This window comes from Kitasatospora sp. NPDC059973 (assembly GCF_042737525.1).
In the GTDB taxonomy this organism is placed as follows: Bacteria; Actinomycetota; Actinomycetes; order Streptomycetales; family Streptomycetaceae; genus Kitasatospora.
In genome coordinates this window covers 1-16,085 of record NZ_JBHWUI010000079.1, presented here as the reverse complement: position 1 = coordinate 16,085, position 16,085 = coordinate 1, and the positions used below count along the sequence as shown (strand labels likewise).

The 16,085-nt window shown below is 74.1% G+C and carries 13 protein-coding genes; 8 read left to right on the top strand and 5 right to left on the bottom strand.

Annotation, left to right across the window (positions count from 1 at the left end):
* Window positions 1–199 precede the first annotated feature (199 nt).
* Entirely contained in the window at window positions 200–790 is a 591-nt protein-coding gene (locus ACFWA9_RS21885) for a GNAT family N-acetyltransferase (RefSeq protein ID WP_380389078.1), read from the top strand.
* Window positions 791–932: 142 nt separating this feature from the next.
* Entirely contained in the window at window positions 933–2,114 is a 1,182-nt protein-coding gene (locus ACFWA9_RS21880; protein ID WP_380389076.1) for a winged helix-turn-helix domain-containing protein, read from the top strand.
* A gap of 31 nt (window positions 2,115–2,145) precedes the next feature.
* Here ACFWA9_RS21880 and ACFWA9_RS21875 read toward each other — a convergent pair whose 3' ends face one another.
* Both ACFWA9_RS21875 and hpf read right to left on the bottom strand, forming a co-directional pair.
* Window positions 2,146–2,904: a response regulator transcription factor gene (locus ACFWA9_RS21875; RefSeq protein ID WP_329487903.1), complete on the bottom strand. Its 759-nt coding sequence runs from the start codon at window positions 2,902–2,904 to the stop codon at window positions 2,146–2,148.
* A gap of 267 nt (window positions 2,905–3,171) precedes the next feature.
* Window positions 3,172–3,864: a ribosome hibernation-promoting factor, HPF/YfiA family gene (gene hpf / locus ACFWA9_RS21870; RefSeq protein ID WP_329487904.1), complete on the bottom strand. Its 693-nt coding sequence runs from the start codon at window positions 3,862–3,864 to the stop codon at window positions 3,172–3,174.
* 369 nt (window positions 3,865–4,233) lie between these two features.
* Between hpf and ACFWA9_RS21865 the strand changes: the two genes are divergently transcribed.
* Window positions 4,234–4,995 carry a ComF family protein gene (locus tag ACFWA9_RS21865; RefSeq protein WP_380389074.1) on the top strand — a complete coding sequence of 254 codons (762 nt, stop codon included), beginning with the start codon at window positions 4,234–4,236 and terminating at the stop codon, window positions 4,993–4,995.
* A gap of 78 nt (window positions 4,996–5,073) precedes the next feature.
* Here ACFWA9_RS21865 and ACFWA9_RS21860 read toward each other — a convergent pair whose 3' ends face one another.
* The 3 genes from ACFWA9_RS21860 to mtrA are packed head-to-tail and all read right to left on the bottom strand — an operon-like array spanning window position 5,074 to window position 9,743.
* Window positions 5,074–6,948 (bottom strand): LpqB family beta-propeller domain-containing protein, encoded by a 1,875-nt coding sequence (locus ACFWA9_RS21860; protein ID WP_352295806.1) that lies wholly within the window; start codon window positions 6,946–6,948, stop codon window positions 5,074–5,076.
* Entirely contained in the window at window positions 6,926–9,064 is a 2,139-nt protein-coding gene (mtrB, locus tag ACFWA9_RS21855) for an MtrAB system histidine kinase MtrB (RefSeq protein WP_380389073.1), read from the bottom strand. Before mtrB ends, ACFWA9_RS21860 begins: the two co-directional genes overlap by 23 nt.
* A 1-nt stretch (window position 9,065) precedes the next feature.
* Complete coding sequence (gene mtrA / locus ACFWA9_RS21850) at window positions 9,066–9,743, bottom strand: MtrAB system response regulator MtrA (RefSeq protein ID WP_030061806.1); 678 nt, start codon at window positions 9,741–9,743, stop codon at window positions 9,066–9,068.
* A 310-nt stretch (window positions 9,744–10,053) separates the two neighbouring features.
* Between mtrA and ACFWA9_RS21845 the strand changes: the two genes are divergently transcribed.
* The 5 genes from ACFWA9_RS21845 to ACFWA9_RS21825 all read left to right on the top strand — a co-directional run bounded on the left by ACFWA9_RS21845 (window position 10,054) and on the right by ACFWA9_RS21825 (window position 15,583).
* Window positions 10,054–11,241: a hypothetical protein gene (locus ACFWA9_RS21845; RefSeq protein ID WP_380389072.1), complete on the top strand. Its 1,188-nt coding sequence runs from the start codon at window positions 10,054–10,056 to the stop codon at window positions 11,239–11,241.
* Between the two features lie 5 nt (window positions 11,242–11,246).
* A complete protein-coding gene (locus tag ACFWA9_RS21840; protein ID WP_352295800.1) occupies window positions 11,247–11,918 on the top strand; it encodes a DUF4129 domain-containing protein in 672 nt (223 codons plus the stop codon).
* Window positions 11,915–13,216: a DUF4350 domain-containing protein gene (locus ACFWA9_RS21835; protein ID WP_380389070.1), complete on the top strand. Its 1,302-nt coding sequence runs from the start codon at window positions 11,915–11,917 to the stop codon at window positions 13,214–13,216. The genes ACFWA9_RS21840 and ACFWA9_RS21835 overlap by 4 nt, the downstream gene beginning before the upstream one ends.
* Window positions 13,217–13,308: 92 nt before the next feature.
* Complete coding sequence (locus ACFWA9_RS21830; RefSeq protein WP_380389092.1) at window positions 13,309–14,229, top strand: AAA family ATPase; 921 nt, start codon at window positions 13,309–13,311, stop codon at window positions 14,227–14,229.
* A gap of 43 nt (window positions 14,230–14,272) precedes the next feature.
* Window positions 14,273–15,583 carry a DUF58 domain-containing protein gene (locus ACFWA9_RS21825; RefSeq protein ID WP_380389068.1) on the top strand — a complete coding sequence of 437 codons (1,311 nt, stop codon included), beginning with the start codon at window positions 14,273–14,275 and terminating at the stop codon, window positions 15,581–15,583.
* Window positions 15,584–16,085 lie beyond the last annotated feature (502 nt).

Here is a 16,085-nt window from a genome sequence, read left to right as displayed (position 1 = left end):
CCCCACCGCACGGGCCATCGTATGCGAGGAGTCCAACACCCCGGGAGGTGCGTCAGCACGCTATTCCCGTGTCACCCGTGCGGGCACATGGCCCGATAGCATCGCCCACCGGGGCAAAACGGTCAGCTGCCCGGGCGGTTGAGCGGTCGAGCCGGTTATTCGGATGCCCGGTTTCCTTTCTGCACGGAATAATCCGTTCATGGCAGAGCGCCCCGAGCCCACCGCGCCCGACTCCGTTCCCGGCCTCCTGGTCACCGAGCGGCTGTTCCTGCGACCGCCCCGGGAATCCGACCTGGACGCGATCTTCCAGGCCTGCCAGGACCCGGAGATCCAGCGCTGGACGGTCGTTCCCAGCCCGTACCGCCGCGAGGACGCGGAGTACTTCGTCAACGACCTGGCCGTGAACGGCCGTCGCACCGGCGAGAACCTCGCCTGGTGCGTGGTCGAGCGCGCCGGTGGCGCCCTGGTCGGCACCCAGGGGCTGGTCCGCGTCCCGGGCAGGCCGGGGACCGCCGAGGTCGGCTGGTGGGCCACCCGGGAGCACCGCGGCCGCGGGTACACCGTCGAGGCCGCCCGCGCGGTCGCCCACCACGCGATCACCGAGCTGGGCCTGCGCCGGCTGGAGTGGACGGCGTACGTGGGCAACGAGGGCTCCCGCGCGGTCGCCGAGAAGGTCGGCTTCCGCTTCGAGGGCACCCTGCGCTCGTACGCCGAGCAGCGCGGCGAGTTCCGCGACTCCTGGGTCGGCGGGCTGCTCGCCACCGACCTCGCCACCGACCTCGCGGACTGAGCGGCCCCGTACCCCGGCTCCGTACCCCCAATCCGGAGCCCCCGCCCCGCCCCCACACCCCGCCGGCGGCCGCCGACCACGCCCCGGCGCCCGGTCCTTCCGGGCCGGGGCGTTGTCGGTGCCGCGGTCTACGCTCGCCGACATGACCGTCATGACTCCCGCCACGACCCTCGGCGCCGACGAGGCCCGCCGGATCGCCCTGCGCGCACAGGGCCTGCTCGGCGCGCCGGACCGCCGGGGCGGCGTCCGCGGAGTGCTGCGCCACCTCGGCGCCGTCCAGCTCGACACCATCTCGGTGCTGGCCCGCTCGCACGAGCTGGTCCCGTACGCCCGGCTCGGCGCCGTCGGCCGGCCCGCCGTCGACGCGGCCTACTGGGCGTCGGGAGCGAGCTTTGAGTACTGGTCGCACGCGGCCTGCATCCTGCCGATCGAGGAGTGGCCGCTCTTCGCGTTCCGCCGCCGGCGCTACCGCGAACGCGCCCACGTCTGGGGCATGCAGGTGGACGCCGCCACCTACCGCGCCGTCCTGGCCAAGCTGCGCGACGAGGGGCCGCTCACCTCGACCGAGCTGGGCGGCGCCAAGAAGACGGCCGACTGGTGGGACTGGTCCGACACCAAGATCGCGGTGGAGCGGGCCCTGGCCTTCGGCGACGTGGTCTGCACCGAGCGCCGGAGCTGGAAGCGGGTCTACGCGCTGGCCGAACAGGCCGTCCCCACCGAGCTGTTCGAGGCGGAGCCGACCGACGAGGACTGCCTGCGCACCCTGGTCGCCCAGGCCGGCGCCGCGCTCGGCGTGGCCACCCGGGCCGATCTGCTGGACTACCACCGTCTGAAGGCCGAGCAGCTGGACGCGGTGCTCGCCGACTCCGGCCTGGTCCCGGTGCGGGTCGCGGGCTGGGGCCCGGCCGGCGCCCCCGCCGCGGCCTGGGCCGATCCGGCCGCACTCGCCACCGCCCCGCGCGGTCGGCACCGCACCACGCTGCTCTCGCCGTTCGACTCGCTGATCTGGGACCGCTCGCGCACCGAGCGGATCTTCGGCATGACGCACCGGCTGGAGGCCTACACCCCCAAGCACAAGCGGGTGCACGGCTACTTCGCGATGCCGCTGCTGGCCGGCGGGCAGCTGGTCGGCCGGGTCGATCCGGCCCGGGCGGGCCGCACCCTGGTGGCCCGTCAGGTCTCGCTGGACTCCGCGCGGCACGTCGGGGCGCTGGCGACCGCGCTGCGCGAGGCGGCCGCGTGGGTGGGCTGCGACGGCGTCCGGGTGGAGGCGCTCCACGACGAGGCGTTGCGCCCGGCGCTGGAGAAGCTGCTCGCCGACTGAGCCGGCACCGGGCCCGCGACGGGCTCCGCCGTCACCCTATTTCGAGGATCTTCTCCCGCATCGCGTAGACCACGGCCTCCATCCGGGAGTGCAGCTGGAGCTTCTCCAGGATGTTGCGCACGTGGTTCTTCACGGTGTTCTCGCTGATGAACAGCTCCTTGGCGATCTCCCGGTTGTTCATCCCGGTCGCCACCAGCTTCAGCACCTCCAACTCCCGGTCGGTCAACCGGGGTGCGGGCACCAGGTCCCGGTCGTCGGAGCGGCGCTGGATCATCGACTTGAACTCGGTGAGCAGCTTGGAGGCCATCGACGGGCTGATCTGCGACTGGCCGTCGGCGACCGCCCGGATCGCGGTGGCCACCTCGTCGGTGGAGATCTCCTTGAGCAGGTACCCGGTGGCACCCGCCTTGATCGCCTCGTAGAGGTCGGCTTCCTCGTCGCTTATCGTCAGCATGATGATCTTGGTGCTGGGGGCCACGTCCTTGATCGCGGTGCAGGCCTCGATCCCGCTGCGACGGGGCATCCGAACATCCATCAGAATGATGTCGGGCAGCAGGTCGGCGGCCTTGAGCACGGCCTCCGCGCCGTCCCCCGCCTCACCGACGACGGTGATGTCCTCCTCCTCGGCGAGCACGATCTCCAGGCCGCGGCGGAACAGCGCGTGGTCGTCCACCACCAGGACGCGGATCGGCTCCCTCCGGCGCGGGGCGTAGTCGAGGTCCTCCCCCGACCCTCGCGCCACCCCCCCGACCGGCCCCGCACCGGGCCCCAGCCCGAAGTGATCCCCCATCCGCTCCTCCCCCGTCGCCGGTCGTCGTTCGCCAATCATTCCACGCCGCAGGCGTCCTCCGGTCACCCTCCGATGCCGATTCCCTCGCACCGGGTGACCTCCCGGCGCCCGGAATCGGCCGGTCACCGGCCCGGACCGGCCCGGCGCCCGCTCCGGAGCACCCGAGAACGCCACGGAACACCCCCGAACCCGCTCGGAGCGCCCCCGAACGCCGGTGACCCCGGCGGCAGCGCCACCGGGGTCACCACTCCCACACCGCTCGGACGGTCAGTCCTCGTCGTCGGCGCCGCCGATCGCGCCGCCGGCACCGCCACCCGGCCCGGTCGTTCCGTCGGCCTTCAGGTGGATGACTCCGTAGTGGTAACCGTGCCGGCGGTAGACGACGCTCGGCAGGCCGCTGTCCTTCTCTACGAACAAGTAGAAGTCGTGGCCGACCAGTTCCATCTCGTAGAGCGCCTGGTCCAGCGCCATGGGGGCGGCCGGGTGGGTCTTCTCCCGGACCACCAGCGGGCCTTCGCCCTCCACTTCCAGGGATCCCATCATGGTCTTGCGGACGGCCCCGTTGGTCTCGTTCTCCGGCTTGGTCGTCTCGGGCAGCGCGGCCAGGGCCGCGGTCGCCTCGGCGACGCTGATGGGAGTACGGCCGTTGCCGCCCTTGTGCACCCGGCGCCGGTCCGCGGACTTGCGCAGCTGCGCGTCGAGCTTCGCCGAAGCCAGGTCGAGCGCCGCGTACGGGTCGCCGGCGGCGGCCTCGGCCCGGATCACCGGACCGCGGGTACGGAGAGTGATCTCCACCCGCTCGGACCGGTCGGCCTGACGCGGGTTGTGCTCCTTGGACACCTCGACGTCGAGGCTGATCACCTTGCCGTCGAACTTCTGGACCTTCTCCAGCTTCTCGGCCACGTGCTCGCGGAACCTCTTGGGCACCTCGGTCTTGCGGCCCTTGACGACGATGTCCACGCAGAACTCCGATCCCTCGTGCTGACGCCGATCCGGGTGCTACCGGATCGGGCTGAGACCCAGCCGGACCAGCCAATTCGATGCTGACCCTCCACCTCCGCCGCGAGCGACGAAAGCGACTGGCCCTCACCTCACTTCCTCCCCACCAGGGACGGTTGAAACCCCCTGGAGCCTCATCGAACACCTCACACGGGGTTTTCGCCTCCCCAACCGGGAATACGGGTACGACCCGAGGCTGTGGACTGGCGGTCAAGCTGTTGCACCCTGTCTACCCTCTTGCGAGTGAAGCATGGGTAAATACCTGGACAACACCCCCCGTACGGCGCATCCTGTGCTCACTCTCCGTGCCTGCCGCCGCCAGGAGCAGCCGTGCCGCCCACCGCCGTCCCCACCCGTCCACGGTCCGCCCAAGGGCCGTTCGGCCACGCACTGGCCGGTCTGCTGGAGGTGCTGCTGCCCGCCCGCTGCGCCGGCTGCGGCGCCGGCCGCACCCAGCTCTGCCCGGCCTGCCGGCACGCCCTGGCCGCCGCCCGGCCCGGCCCCACCGCGCTGCCCTGGGTGCACGCCGCCGCCCCGTACGCCGGCCCGGTCCGGCAGCTGCTGCTCGCCCACAAGGAGCGCGGCGCGCTGCACCTCGCCGGGCCGCTCGGCGAAGCACTCGCCCTGGCCGTGCGCTCCTCGCTCGGGCCGCGCGCGGGGCTGAGCCCGCTGCTGCTGGTCCCGATGCCCTCGGCCCGTTCCGCCGTCCGCGCCCGCGGGCACGATCCGACGCTGCGGCTGGCCGGCGCGGCCGCCCGGTCACTGCGCCGGGCCGGAGTGGACGCCAGGGCGGCGGCCCTGCTGCGGCACACCCGGCCGGTCGCGGACCAGGCCGGCCTCACCGCCACCGAGCGCCGGCGCAACCTGCACGGCGCGCTCACCGTCCTGCCGCGGGCGGACCGCCGGCTGACCGGCCGCCGGCCGGTCCTGGTCGACGACCTGGTGACCACGGGGGCCAGCCTCGCCGAGGCCGCTCGGGCGCTGGCGTCGGCCGGGCTCCCGCCGACGGCGGCCGCCACCGTCGCGGCCGCCGTCCCGCACCGGCCCGCCGGCCGGGTGCCCCACCCCTGCGGCGGGCCCCGCCCCCGGTAGCCCCGGACCAGCTCGGACGAAGCCGGGACCGGACCGCCGGCTCAGCCGGGATAGCTGAAGCGGGACCGGACCGCCGGCTCAGCCGGGATAGATGAAGGAGGACGCCCGGAAGTTCAGGACGAGCTCACGCCACTGGCTGTTGACCAGCCGGTAGATCTTGCCGTCGGTGCCCTGCCGCGCGAGCACCGGCGGAGCCTGGTCCATGGTGTCGGCGGGCGCCTCCGAGGCCTGGGCCGAGGCCATCCCCTCGCCGCCCTGGGGCGGGGCCTCGCTGCTCTGCGAGCCGTCCGTACTGATGTAGTGCAGCTGCTGGAGGCGGCCCTTCTCCTTGCCCAGCACCAGCAGCTGGTCGGCCTCCGCCCAGGACACCGAGGAGACCTCGGTGATCGCGGGGGCCACCCGGCGCAGTCCGGTGATCCGCGCGGTCGGGGCGTCCTTGGTGCCGCCGTGCACCACCAGACCGAGCCAGAGCGACTGCGCCCCGCGCTGGTCCTTGAACACCAGGGCGATCCGGACGGCGTCCGAGGAGATCTTGAGGTCCTGCAGCACCTGCCCGTCGGGGCTGTCCACCGGCACCGTGACCGGGGGCTGGTTGCCGCGCACCATCACCACCCGCCGGTTCTGCGGGTCGCGGTCCACCACCCAGAGGTCGCCGCGGCCGTCCCAGCTGGGCGAGGTCAGGCCGTCCTCGTCCTTCTGCCCGGTGCGGACGGGGGTGGTGAGCACCGGCTCGGGCATGGCCTGCACGCCGTCCGCCAGCGGCACCGTGTAGAGCTGGTGGCCCTTGCCGCCGATCGCCGCGGCCCGCTCGCCGTCCCGGGCCACCGCGATCGTGCCGAGCGGGTCCCGGCCGGCCGGTTGCGGACGGCCCAGCGGGCCGCGCACCGGGTTGCCGTCGCCGGTCTCCTGAGCCTCGGTCAGGACGCCGTTGTCGGCCCGCTGGAAGAACTGCCGCTGGGAGCCGGCCCCGGTCAGCGCGCCCGGTCCGGTCTGCGGGAGGTCGCCGCGGGTCGCCTGGCAGCCGCTGTTGCGCGGGCCCTTCAGGTCCAGCTTGTCCACCTGCCCCTTGCCCTGGTCGGCGAGGGTGTAGAAGAGCTGGGTGGCCATCCGCTTGCAGAGCATCGCGCCGCCGAGGTCGACACCGGTGAGCACCACGTGGGCGGTGCGGGCCTCGTCGACGCTCACCCGCTCGACCGCGGTACCGGTCGGGAAGGCGCTCCGGGCCACCGGCGAGAGCCAGTCGGACGGCCCGGCGACCACGGCCCTGGCGGCCGAGGTCAGCGGGTCTATTCGGCGCCGCAGGTAGATCGGGTCGGCGATCAGCACGGCCGGGGAGCGCAGCGTCGCGGCCGCGGACGGGTCGTCGGCCGCGTAGAAGAAGCGGTCCACCTGGCGGTAACTGTTGCGGAAGTTGGTTTCGTTGATGAGCAGGCCGTCGGGCAGCGCGTCGATCCGCCACTCGCCGCTCTTCTTGTCCCGGACGAACGAGAACTGGAAGTCCACGTCCTTCTGGCCGTCCAGGAAGGTGTACGAGTGCTTGGCGTCCACCTCGGCCACCACCATGCCGGACACCGGGACGGCGAAGGAGGTGTCGGCCTCGGTCAGGGCCTGGACGGGCAGCGACGGGGTCGCGGATAGCACCTGGATGCGCTCGTCCGGCTTCCACTTCGCCGCCGCCTCCTCGGTGAGGTACATCCGGGCGGTGTCGTAGCTCTCGTCCGCCGTGACGGCGTCCAGGAACCCGGCCAGCAGGTCGCGCGGCTTGGCGCCCTTGTCGGGCGCCTTCGGGAAGACCCTGACCTGAAGGTTCTTGTCCACCGAGTCCTGCGCCAGTTCGACCTTGCTGACGCCGCCGGAGTCCGGCATGGCCGCGCAGCCGCCGGCCAGCAGGGTGCCCAGCACCACGCCGGCCACCGCGGCCAGCCGCGGCTCAGTCCCGCTCGTCCCTCGCACGCTGCGACCCCTCCGTGTCCGTCCCGGCCGTGCCGTGCCCGGCCTCCGCCGGGCCCGGTTCCGCCGTCCGCTGTGCCACCGACGGCCAGCCGGGCGTCGGGTCCACCATCACCTGGGCTCCGGTGGCACCGTACCCGGCGCCGGCGGTCCGGACGTCCGAGGGGTCGGCCCGCGGGCCCTGGGGCAGCCGGCTGGTGCCCAGGCCCGGGCCGATGCTCAGCACGCCGCCGAGGCCGCTGCCGAACCCGCTGCCCCCGGAGCCCTCCGGGGTCTCCGGGACGGCCGGCTCGTCGGTGGCGGTCAGCGCGGTGGCGCCGCCCGGCCGGATCGCCCGGCGGTACGGCACGCCGTACGAGCCGAGGCCCCGGTTGTTGCGCGAGTCCTCCGGCTCCAGCCGGAACGGTGCCCGGTTGATGTCGCCGCCGCGGGTGCGCGGCAGGGTGAGCCGGAAGTGCGAGCCACCGCCGGGCTCGCCCCAGGCCTGCAGCCAGCCGCCGTGCAGGTGCGCGTCCTCGACCGCGATGGACAGCCCGAGGCCGGTGCCGCCGGTGGTCCGCACCCGGGACGGGTCGGCCCGCCAGAAGCGGTGGAAGACCCGGGACGCCTCGCCGGGCTTGAGCCCGATGCCGTAGTCGCGCACGCCGACCGCGACGGCGCCGTCCGCCGAGCCCAGCCGGACCACGACGTCCCGACCCTCGCCGTGCTCCAGCGCGTTGACCACCAGGTTGCGCAGGATGCGCTCGATCCGGCGGGAGTCGACCTCCGCCAGCACCGGCTCGCCGTCGCCGCGGATCACCACGGCGCTGCCCTTGGCCTGGGCCAGCGGGTCGGCGGCCTCCACCACCCGGGTGACGATCTCGCGCAGGTCGACCGGCTCGGCGTCCAGGATCGCGGCGCCGGCGTCGAAGCGGCTGATCTCCAGCAGGTCGGCGAGCAGCGACTCGAAACGGTCCAGCTGGCCCTGGAGCAGCTCGGCCGAGCGGGCCGCCATCGGGTCCAGGTCCTCGCGGCTGTCGTAGATCAGGTCGGCGGCCATCCGGACGGTGGTCAGCGGGGTGCGCAGCTCGTGCGAGACGTCGGAGACGAACCGCCGCTGCACCCGGGAGAGCTCCTCCAGCTGGCGGATCTGCGCCTGCAGCGCGTTCGCCATCCGGTTGAAGGACTCGCCGAGGCGGGCGATGTCGTCCGTCCCGGTGACCTTCATCCGCTCTTCCAGGTGGCCCGCGGCCAGCCGCTCCGAGATCCCGGCGGCCATCCGGACCGGGGTGACCACCTGGCGCACCACCAGCCAGGCGATCCCGCCCATCAGGATCACCACGAAGACCCCGGCCGTGGCGAGGGTCCCGGTGACCAGGTCGAGGGTGTCCGTCTCCTGGCCGAAGGAGAAGATGTAGTACAGCTCGTAGGAGACGCCGTTGGGGCCGGTGAACTGCATGCCGATGGCCAGTCCGGGCTCGGTCCGCCCCGCGCTGTCCACGCGGTGGATCCGCGTCGGCTGGTCGAAGATCTGGCCGGGCTCCGCCGAGACCCTGGCCCGCAGCGTGTCGGGGATGCTGATCGGCGAGATGTCACCGGTGTAGCGCGGTCCGAGGCCGGCCGTCTCCGGCGAGACCGTCTTGCCGCCGCGCACCACCGCGATCACCGAGTAGACGTTCTGGCCGCTGGCCGCGAGGTCGCCGACCTGGTTGAGCAGCCAGGTACCGGTCTCCTCGACGGCCTGGTCGGCGGGTGCGCCGACCTTGAGCCGCAGGTCCTTGGCCTCGTCGATCTTCTTCTGCTCGGTCTGGAAGCCGGCCCGGGCCTGGCTGTGCGCCGAGTCCCGCTTGGTGCCCAGCAGCCCGTTGCGCACCTGGGCCACCACCACCACGCCCAGGACCAGGACCACCACGACGGAGAGCATCAGGGTGGCGGCGACCACCCGCAGCTGGATGGAACGGCGGTACAGCGCCGAGACCCGGTGCAGGGGCCGGCGCAGCTGACGGGTCACCGGCGCGAGCAGTGCGGCGGGCCCGCGACGGCGGCGGCTGCGCGTGGTCGAGCTCAGCACGTCACCGCGCACGGCGGAGCCCCCGTCGGTCGAGGACTCCGACGGGGTGTCGTCAGCCTGGTACGTCACGTCAGCTGGGTCCGGCCTTGTAGCCGACGCCACGGACGGTCACCACGATCTCGGGACGCTCCGGGTCCTTCTCGATCTTGGACCGGAGCCGCTGGACGTGGACGTTGACCAGTCGGGTGTCCGCCGCGTGGCGGTAGCCCCAGACCTGCTCCAGCAGCACCTCCCGGGTGAACACCTGCCAGGGCTTGCGGGCCAGTGCGACGAGCAGGTCGAACTCCAGCGGGGTCAGCGGGATGCCCCGGCCGTCCCGCTTGACGGAGTGGCCGGCCACGTCGATCACCAGATCGCCGATGGTCAGCTGCTCGGGAGTCGGCTCCTCGGCACGGCGAAGTCGGGCACGTACCCGGGCCACCAGCTCCTTGGGCTTGAACGGCTTGGTGACATAGTCATCGGCACCCGATTCCAGACCGACCACGACGTCGACCGTGTCGGTCTTCGCGGTCAGCATGACGATCGGGATGCCGGACTCCGCCCGGATCTGCCTGCAGACATCGATGCCGTCCCGTCCGGGCAGCATCAGGTCCAGCAGGACCAGATCGGGCTTGGTCTCCCGGAACGCGGCTAGTGCCTTGTCCCCATCCGCGACGAAAAACGGCTCAAAACCCTCACCACGCAGCACAATGCCGAGCATCTCGGCCAGTGCGGAGTCGTCATCAACGACGAGGACGCGTCCCTTCATGCGTCCATCTTCTCATTACCGGATTGTGACCTGCCGCACAGCAGTCCCTTTGCTCCAGAACGGCCAAGTGGCAGCCCGGCGAATTCCGGCCATACCGGACGAATGACCTGGCCCGAACCGGCCCCTCCGGCCCCACCGGTCACCCCCGGGCCGCGTCCGGACCGCGTCCCGCCCGCCCGACGGCCTCCCGTTGCCGTTCAGCAACCGGATACCCCTGGGGGCCGTCCGACCACCATGGCACGATGGGCGCTGCGCGCGGGTGAAGATCCACCCGGCCCCGCGAACCCTGACGCCCCTCCGAGGAGCAGTGATGACCGACACCCCGGGCTGGGCCTCGCCCAGCTCGTCCGAGCCGTCCCGCGACGACAACCGGCCCCCGGCCGACACGTCCGCCGCCGCGCCCGGGCCGTCGGTACCACCCCAGGCCGCGCCCCCCGCCTGGGGCGCCGGCTACGGCGGCCCCGGACCGGGCGGCCCCCAGTACGGCGGCCAGGGCCCGCACGGCCCCCACGGCCAGTACGGCTGGGGCGCCCCGGTCAGCCCCAAGCCGGGCATCATCCCGCTGCGCCCGCTCGGCCTCGGCGAGATCCTCGACGGAGCCGTCTCCACCATCCGCACGCACTGGCGCACGACGCTCGGCCTCTCGCTCGGCGTCGCCGTCGTCGAGCAGGCCGCCGTCACCGGCACCCAGCTGGCCGTGCGGGGCGACACCGGCGACCTCACCCCGGTGATCTCCGCCCTGGTGAGCCTGCCGGTGACCATGCTGCTCAGCGTGGTCGCCGCCGCCCTGCTGACCATGGTGGTGAGCCGCGCCATCCTCGGGCAGTCCGCCACCATCCGCGACGCCTGGCGGGACGCCCGCCCCCGGCTGCTCCAGCTGACCGGCCTCACCCTGCTGACCGCCCTGATCGGCACCGGCGTGGTGCTGATCGGCTTCGCCCCGATGATCGGCTACCTGCTGACCGGCGCGGACGAACCCGCCATCGCGGGCCTGCTCTTCGTGGTCGGCCTGCTCAGCATCCCGGTCGCGATCTGGATCTGGATCCAGCTCAGCCTGGCCGCCCCCGCCCTGATGCTGGAGAAGCAGGGCGTCATCACGGCGCTCTCCCGCTCGCGCCGGCTGGTCCGCGGCTCCTGGTGGCGGCTGTTCGGGATCAACCTCCTCAGCCAGGTCCTGGCCGGCATCGTCGCCGGGATCATCAGCGTGCCGTTCACGATCGTCGGCCTGGCCCTCGGCTTCGACGACCTCGTCGGCCAGGTCGACGCGGGCGACCCGGCCACCCTGCCCACCGCCGTCCTGATCACCACCGCGATCGCCGGCGTGATCGCCTCCACCGTCACCATCCCGTTCACCGCCACCATCGGCGTGCTGCTCTACGTCGACCAGCGGATCCGGCGCGAGGCCCTGGACATCGAGCTCGCCCGCGCCGCGGGCCTGACCGAGTACGGCGGCACCGGCTGGGGCGACCAGGCCGGCCAGAACCCGGCGAGGCTCTGAACCGGATGCCGAACTGGGGGGAGAGGACGCTGGCGGCGAGCGGCGCCCCGGTCACCGTTCCACGTGACCCGGCCCGCGACGCCGCCCGCGACGAACTGCTCAACGCCGAGTACCACCGGCACGACCCGAGCCTGCAGCAGCGGGTCTACGACTGGGTCATGGACCGGATCGACGACGCGCTCACCACCATCGCCGGCGACGGCACCAGCGGCACCACCGGACTGATCCTCTTCCTGGTGATCGCCGTGCTGATCGCCGCCGCCCTCTGGTGGCGGTTCGGCGCGCCCAAGCGGGCCGCCCGCACCGTGCTCGACGTCTTCGGCACCGCCGGACCGCGCAGCGCCGACCAGTACCGGGCCGACGCCGAACAGCATGCCGCGGCCGGCCGGTGGACGGAGGCCGTCCGCGAGCAGATGCGCGCCCTCGTCCGGGCCCTGGAGGAGCGCACCCTGCTCGACGCCCGGCCCGGCCGCACCGCCGACGAAGCCGCCGCCGAGGCCGGCCGGGCCCTCCCGGCGCACGCCGACGCCCTCCGCGCCGCGGCCCGCACCTTCGACGACATCGCCTACGGCGACCGCACCGCCGACCGCAGCGCGTACCAGCTGCTGCGCGACCTCGACCAGACCCTGGAACGCGCCCGCCCGGCGTTCGCCCCGGCCGCGGGAGGAGCGGCATGACCAGCCCCACCCCCGGTCCGGCCGCTCCGCCGGCCCCCGGCGGGCCGCCGCCCGCCGCACCGCCCGTACCCGCCGCCGCACCGCCGTCCGCCGCTCCGCCGCAGACCGCGCCCGTGGCCGGGCCCGCCGCGTCCAGCAGCCTCGCGCCCACCGGCCGCGGCCTCTGGCACCGCTCCCGCTGGTACCTGCTCACCGCCGTGCTGCTGCTGCTCGCCGCCGCCGTGCTGGCCGGGCTCAACCAGGACCGCCGCTACCCCCCGCTCGACCCGCGCTCCTACGACGCCTCCGGCTCCCACGCCGTCGTCGCGCTGCTCCAGCGCCAGGGCCTCGACGTCGACGTCACCGCCGACCTCCCCGCCCGCTCCACCGGCAACGACACCCTCGTCGTCCCCGAACCCGACCTGCTCGGCCCCGACCAGCTGCGCGCCCTCGCCGCCGCCCGGCACGGCCGGCTGGTCCTCGTCTCCCCCGGCCCCGCCGCCCTCAGCGCGCTCGCCCCCGGCGTCCGCCCCTCCGAGGAGGGCGGCGGCGCCCCGTACGCCGCCGTCCGCAGCACCGCCGCCCAGTGCGCGCTCACCGAGGCCGTCCGGGCCGGCACCGCCCACCTCGGCGGCCTGCTGTACACCGCCGGCAGCCGCGGCGAGGGCTGCTACCCGCGCGGCCACGGCTACCCGCTGGTCGCAGTCCGGACCGGCCAGGGCACCGACGTCGTCGTCCTCGGCAGCGGTGACTTCCTCAGCAACGAGCTGATCAAGAAGGACGGCAACGCCTCGCTCGCGCTCGGCCTGCTCGGCTCGCAGCCCCGCCTCACCTGGCACCTGCCGGACTACACCGCCCCGCTCGGCGACAGCGTCGGCGACAAGCGGTTCACCGACTACATCCCCGACGGCTGGCGCTGGGCCGCCGTCCAGCTCGGCATCGCGACCCTGCTGGCCGCGCTCTGGCGGGCCCGCCGGCTCGGCCCGGTCATCAGCGAGAACCTGCCCGTCGTGGTCCGCGCCGCCGAGACCACCGAGGGCCGCGCCCGCCTCTACCGCCGGGCCAGGGCCCGGGGCCGCGCCGCCGACGCCCTGCGCCGCGCCGCCGCCCACCGCCTCGCGCCCGTCCTCGGCGTGCCGCCCACCGGCGGCGCACCCGACGCCACCGCGCTCTGCGCGGCTGTCCTCGACCGCCTCCCCGACCGACCCGCCGGGGACGTACGGGCCCTCCTCTACGGCCCGCCCCCGACCGACGACGCCGCGCTGCTGCGGCTCGCCGACGACCTCGACGCCCTCGAAAGGCAGGTACGGAAGCCGTGACCGAACAGGCCACCGCCACCCCCGTCTCCACCCCCGGCACGGCGACCGGCACCCCCGGGACCACCGACGACCCGCGCCAGGCGCTCACCGCCCTGCGCGCCGAGATCGCCAAGGCCGTGGTCGGCCAGGACGCCGCCGTCACCGGCCTGGTCGTCGCCCTGCTCTGCGGCGGCCACGTGCTGCTGGAGGGCGTCCCCGGCGTCGCCAAGACGCTGCTGATCCGCACCCTGTCCACCGCGCTCAGCCTGGACACCAAGCGGATCCAGTTCACCCCCGACCTGATGCCGGGCGATGTCACCGGCTCCCTCGTCTACGACGCCCGCACCGCCGAGTTCTCCTTCCAGCCCGGCCCGGTCTTCACCAACCTGCTGCTCGCCGACGAGATCAACCGCACCCCGCCGAAGACCCAGGCCGCCCTGCTGGAGGCCATGGAGGAGCACCAGGTCACCGTCGACGGCTCGCCCCGCGCGCTGCCGGTCCCGTTCCTGGTCGCCGCCACCCAGAACCCGGTCGAATACGAGGGCACCTACCCGCTGCCCGAGGCCCAGCTCGACCGCTTCCTGCTCAAGCTGATCCTGCCGCTGCCCGACCGCGACCAGGAGTTCCAGGTCCTCGCCCGGCACGCCGGCGGCTTCGACCCGCGCAACCTCGCCGCGGCCGGCGTGCGCCCGGTCGCCGGCCCCGAACACATCACCGCCGCCCGCGCGCAGATCGCCAAGCTCACCGTCTCGCCCGAGGTGCTCGCCTACATCGTCGACCTCTGCCGGGCCACCCGGCAGTCCCCGTCGCTCTCGATCGGCGTCTCCCCCCGTGGCGCCACCGCCCTGCTCGGCGCCTCCCGCGCCTGGGCCTGGCTGGCCGGCCGCGACTACGTCACCCCCGACGACGTCAAGGCACTCGCCCTGCCGACCCTGCGGCACCGCGTCGCGCTGCGCGCCGAGGCCGAGATGGAGGGCGTCACCGCCGACTCCGTCATCCAGGCGGTCCTGGCCCAGACGCCCGCCCCCCGCTGACCGACCGCCCCGCCCCGCCCCGTTCACGAAGGAGCGCAACCGCATGGCCCTCACCGGGCGAACCGCCCTGCTCGCCGCACTCGGCGCGCTCGTCGTGGGCCTGCTCCTGCCGTCCTGGGGCGGGATCGCGGCCGTCACCGGCACGGTCCTGCTCGCCGTCGTCGTCGACCTGGTGCTCGCCGCCCCCGTCCGCGGCCTGCGGATCACCCGGGGCGGCGACACCACCGTCCGGCTCGGCGAGCCGGCCACCGTCGAACTGACCGTCACCAACCCCAGTGGCCGCCCGCTCCGAGGCCGCGTCCGCGACGCCTGGGCCCCGTCCGCGTGGCGGCGCGGCACCGAGATCGCCGCCTCCCGGCACACCCTGCGCATTCCCGGCCACGAGCGGCGCCGGGCCACCACCGTGCTCACCCCGACCCGGCGCGGCGACCACCACGCCCAGCGGGTGACGGTCCGTTCGCTCGGCCCGCTCGGACTGGCCGGGCGCCAGGGCTCGCACCTCGTCCCCTGGACGGTCCGCGCCCTGCCGCCGTTCAACAGCCGCAAGCACCTGCCGTCCCGGCTCGCCCGGCTGCGCGAACTCGACGGCCGCACCTCCGTCCTGACCCGGGGCCAGGGCACCGAGTTCGACTCCCTGCGCGAGTACCTGCCCGGCGACGACATCCGTTCCATCGACTGGCGCGCCAGCGCCCGCCGGAACACCGTCGCCGTCCGCACCTGGCGCCCCGAGCGCGACCGGCACATCCTGATCGTCCTGGACACCGGCCGCACCTCCGCCGGCCGCGTCGGCGACGCGCCCCGCCTGGACGCCTCGCTCGACGCCGCGCTGCTGCTCACCGCGCTCGCCACCAAGGCGGGCGACCGGGTCGACCTGCTCGCCCACGACCTGCGCAAGCGCGTCTCGGTGGCCGGCCGCTCCCCCAGCGAGATCCTGCCGGCCTTCACCAACGCGATGGCCGTCCTGGAACCGGCCCTCTACGAGACCGACATGCGCTCGCTGGTGGCGACCGCGCTCAAGATGGCGCCGCACCGCTCCCTGATCGTCCTGCTCACGGGCCTCGACGCGGCCCCGGTCGAGGACGGGCTGCTGCCGCTGCTCCCGCTGCTGACCAAGCGCCACGAAGTGGTCCTGGCCTCCGTCTCCGACCCCCACCTGGACGAACTGGCCACCGGCCGCGGCACCGTCGAGGCCGTGTACGGCGCGGCCGCCGCCGAGCAGACCCGCGCCGACCGCCGGCTCACCGCGGACCGGCTCACCCGGCACGGCGTGACCGTCCTGGACGCCCCGCCGACCGCGGTGGCCCCGGCCCTCGCCGACACCTACCTCGCCCTCAAGGCCGCCGGCCGCCTCTGAGCCCCCCGGCCGTACGGCCGGTGTGAGAGCGTATGACTGAGCCCCCGCCACATCCGTGGCGGGGGCTCAGTCGTAGGCCTTGCCCGTGGACGGACGTCCGGTCAGCGGGCGCCCTGACGACCGCTTCGGCTGCTTCCGCCGCTTCGGGAGGGTCTCTGTTCCTGGTGCCCTTGACGCCCTGGGGTGGCCACTGACCGCCCACCGCTCTGCCGGCGGTCGAGCGAGGAGGCCTGCCTGCCCCCCGGGCTTGCTGCCGTCTCTCACCACCGGCGCCTGGTGACCTCGCTACGAAGTGCCGCCTGCGGCCCGTAGCTTGCCCTTATGGTCCCCGGTCGGCGCAGTATTCACAGCTCGGCCTCGGAACGATTCGCCCTGGAAACGCAAAGAACCCCCCGATCCTTACGGACCGGGGGGTTCTTTGGAATGATTGTTCGGCGGCGTCCTACTCTCCCACAGGGTCCCCCCTGCAGTACCATCGGCGCTGTGAGGCTTAGCTTCCGGG